This is a genomic window from Corynebacterium sp. UMB9976, assembly GCF_030212265.1.
Lineage (GTDB): Bacteria > Actinomycetota > Actinomycetes > Mycobacteriales > Mycobacteriaceae > Corynebacterium.
Genome location: NZ_JASODY010000040.1, coordinates 1 through 2,956 on the forward strand (window position 1 = coordinate 1; position 2,956 = coordinate 2,956).

A 2,956-nucleotide genomic window follows, 5' to 3' on the forward strand; every position below is an offset into this window, starting at 1 on the left:
ACCTTATTTAAGCCCGTTTTATGCGGTCTGACCAGCGGATAGGCTGAAAATCAGACACACTTTTTGCTACTTAACCCCCTTTTGTCATCGCTGGCCAGGGTGCCACCCGGCCAGCTGGGAGCTAGTGGCTAAGCCTTACTTGGCGCTCGGCGCCTCGTGGGGAATATCGATGGTCTTGTGCGGGTCCGTGCGCCACGGGTTGCCAGATTCGATGAGGAACTGTTCCACCTGCTCCGGCGTGGCCCGCAGGGTGGGGTCGAAGTCCAGGTAAGCCTTCGTCTCCCGGGCGATGAGGCCGGAGAGGATCAGCAGGCCGATCAGGTTAGGCAGCGCCATCAGGCCATTCGCGAGGTCGGCGAAGGTCCAGGCCAGCTCCAGCTCCGTCGTTGCGCCAACCACCACGACGCAGGTGAAGAGCATGCGGTAGATGGGCGATGCCCAGTCGCCGAAGACGCGCTGCGCGTTGCGCTCACCGTAGTAGGACCAGCCCAGCAGGGTGGAGAAGGCGAAGAAGACCACCGACACGGAGACGATCATTCCGCCCCAGTCGGAGCCCAGGCCTGCGGAGTAAGCACGTGCGGTCATCACGCCCGCCTGGTCGGCGCCGAGTTCCCACACGCCCGTCGTCACGATGACGAGGCCGGTCATGGTGACCACGATGATGGTGTCGATGAAGGTCTGGGTCATGGAGACCAGCCCTTGGCGCACTGGGTGGGAAGTCTTCGCCGCAGCGGCTGCAACTGCAGCGGAACCCATGCCGGACTCGTTGGAGAAGATGCCTCGCGCGAAGCCCATCTGCATCACGATGATGATGGAGGAGCCGATGAACCCGCCCACCGCAGAGGTACCGGTGAAGGCGTCGCTGAAGATCATGCCGAACGCAGCAGGGATCTCGGCGGCGTGCTTGATGAGCACGATGATGCCGCCGCCCAGGTAGATCACGATCATCATCGGCACGAAGCCGGAGGTCACCGTACCGATGGATTTGATGCCGCCCATCAGCACCGCGCCGACACCGACGAAGAGGAAGACCGCGGTGAGGCGTGGATCAATCTCGAAGGTGTCCTTCAGTCCCTCGGCCACAGCGTTGGCCTGGGTGAGGTTACCGATGCCGAAGGAAGCGATGACCGCGGCGATCGCGAAGAACCAGGCGAGGAATTTACCGAGCCCACCTTTGATGCCGTGCTCCAGGTAGCGCTGCGGGCCACCGGAGATGTTGCCCTTCTTATCCGTGGTGCGGAAACGAACGCCCAGGAAGGCCTCGGCGTACTTGGACGCCATGCCGACCAGGCCGGTGACCCACATCCAGAACAGCGCGCCGGGGCCACCGATGGACAGTGCGGTAGCAACACCGACGATGTTGCCCACGCCCACGGTCGCGGCCAGCGCTGTGGTCAGGGCCTGGTACTGCGAGATATCACCCTCGCCGCCTTCGTCGTCGCGGTCCAGGAGCCCGTGACGGAGAGCGACACCGAGCTTGCGGAACTGGACGCCGCGCATGCGGATCGTGAGGACCAGACCGGTGCCGAAGAGGAGGGGGATGAGCAGCCAGGGCCCCCACACGAAGCCCGAGATTGTGCCCAACACATCATTCAACTGTGAGGCAAAAGTTTGTTCTTCCATGGTCTAAACATACGTCGGTGAGTTGCATCACTTGCCAGAAGGTCAAAAATTCCTGTCAATAACATGTATGCCGCTGCGGGGAAGGTGAGGCGAGGTGAAGCTGTGGGAACTCTGGCAGCTTATGGCGGTGGGTAACAGCTTCCTGTCAACCTGGGGTTTTGGGGTCTCCCAAGTGGATTTTGTGACTTTAAGATCACTAGGGTTAGCGACGATAGGCCGGGAACCGGCCGTCCATTTGGGCGCCCCCGCACCCGGCGAATGGCGCGCATGTGAAGGTCCGAAAGGAAGTTTTAGTGAGCCAGAAGGTTAAGGCCCCCGATCAAAAGGGTGGCAGTGGTTTCATGTGGACGATCATCGCGGTTCTTGTGATCGCGGCCGTCGTAATCGGCATCGTCGTCACCCGCGGTGGGTCGAAGGAGGACATCGCGGCGAACATGCCACAGGAAGACGTCAACTTCACCATCACCGCGAAGGACAATGTCGTCGAGCTGGCTTCGAAGAACGTCGATAAGGACGCCCCCGTCGCTGACATCTACGAGGACTTCTCCTGCCCGTACTGCTCCCACCTGGTGGAAGCAGACCACCAGGACGTTAAGCAGGCCGTCTCCGATGGCAAGCTCAAGGTTCGTTTTAATTTTTTGAACTTCCTGGACGACGGCCGTCGTGGTCCGTCGACCCGTGGTGCTGCGGTGGCATACGCCATCGCTGAGACCGGCAACGTCAAGGCGTTCTGGAACTTCCACAACTACACCATGCTCGAGCAGGAGACCGTTGCACGGACCTGGGACTACGAGGACCTGGCGCAGGCTGCTTCGGCATATGACTTGGACGCTTCGCTGATCGAGAAGATCAAGAATGGCGAGCTGGAGGATAAGGGCGTCGAGGTTGGCGAGGCCAACGCGAAGGTCCTGAAGAAGAAGGTTGGCCAGGTGTCCTCGCCGATCGTCCTGGTGGATGGCCAGAAGCTCGACATTAAGACCGGCAAGGACGGAATGCCGCAGTCCTGGGTTCCAGATGTGGTCAAGAATTAAATAACCGCAGCGTGAGGGTCGGTTTTTCGGCCCTCACGGCCACCGATTTGGTGGGTTGTGTTCCGGTGGGGTATCTTTAGATCCGCACCAAGGGGCTATGGCGCAGTTGGTAGCGCACCACACTGGCAGTGTGGGGGTCAGGGGTTCGAATCCCCTTAGCTCCACTTAGAGAGAAAACCTCCGGTCTTATCGACCGGAGGTTTTTTCGTGTTTAGGTGGGGTCTCGGGTTAAGTAGCAAAAAGTGTGTCTGATTTTCAGCCTATCCGCTGGTCAGACCGCATAAAACGGGCTTAAATAAGGT

General features: G+C 60.1%; 2 protein-coding genes and 1 tRNA gene. 2 read left to right on the forward strand and 1 reads right to left on the reverse strand.

All coding sequences use genetic code 11. From position 1 onward, the window contains the following. Window positions 1-135 precede the first annotated feature (135 nt). Window positions 136-1,623, reverse strand: a complete 1,488-nt coding sequence (locus QP140_RS09640) for an alanine/glycine:cation symporter family protein (protein WP_070758743.1) — start codon at window positions 1,621-1,623, stop codon at window positions 136-138. Between the two features lie 293 nt (window positions 1,624-1,916). On the opposite strand from QP140_RS09640, the gene QP140_RS09645 reads away from it, so the two are divergent. Next, window positions 1,917-2,654 (forward strand): DsbA family protein, encoded by a 738-nt coding sequence (locus QP140_RS09645; protein ID WP_284759444.1) that lies wholly within the window; start codon window positions 1,917-1,919, stop codon window positions 2,652-2,654. A 91-nt stretch (window positions 2,655-2,745) separates the two neighbouring features. Then, window positions 2,746-2,818: transfer RNA gene (locus QP140_RS09650), tRNA-Ala, on the forward strand. Window positions 2,819-2,956: the final 138 nt, after the last annotated feature.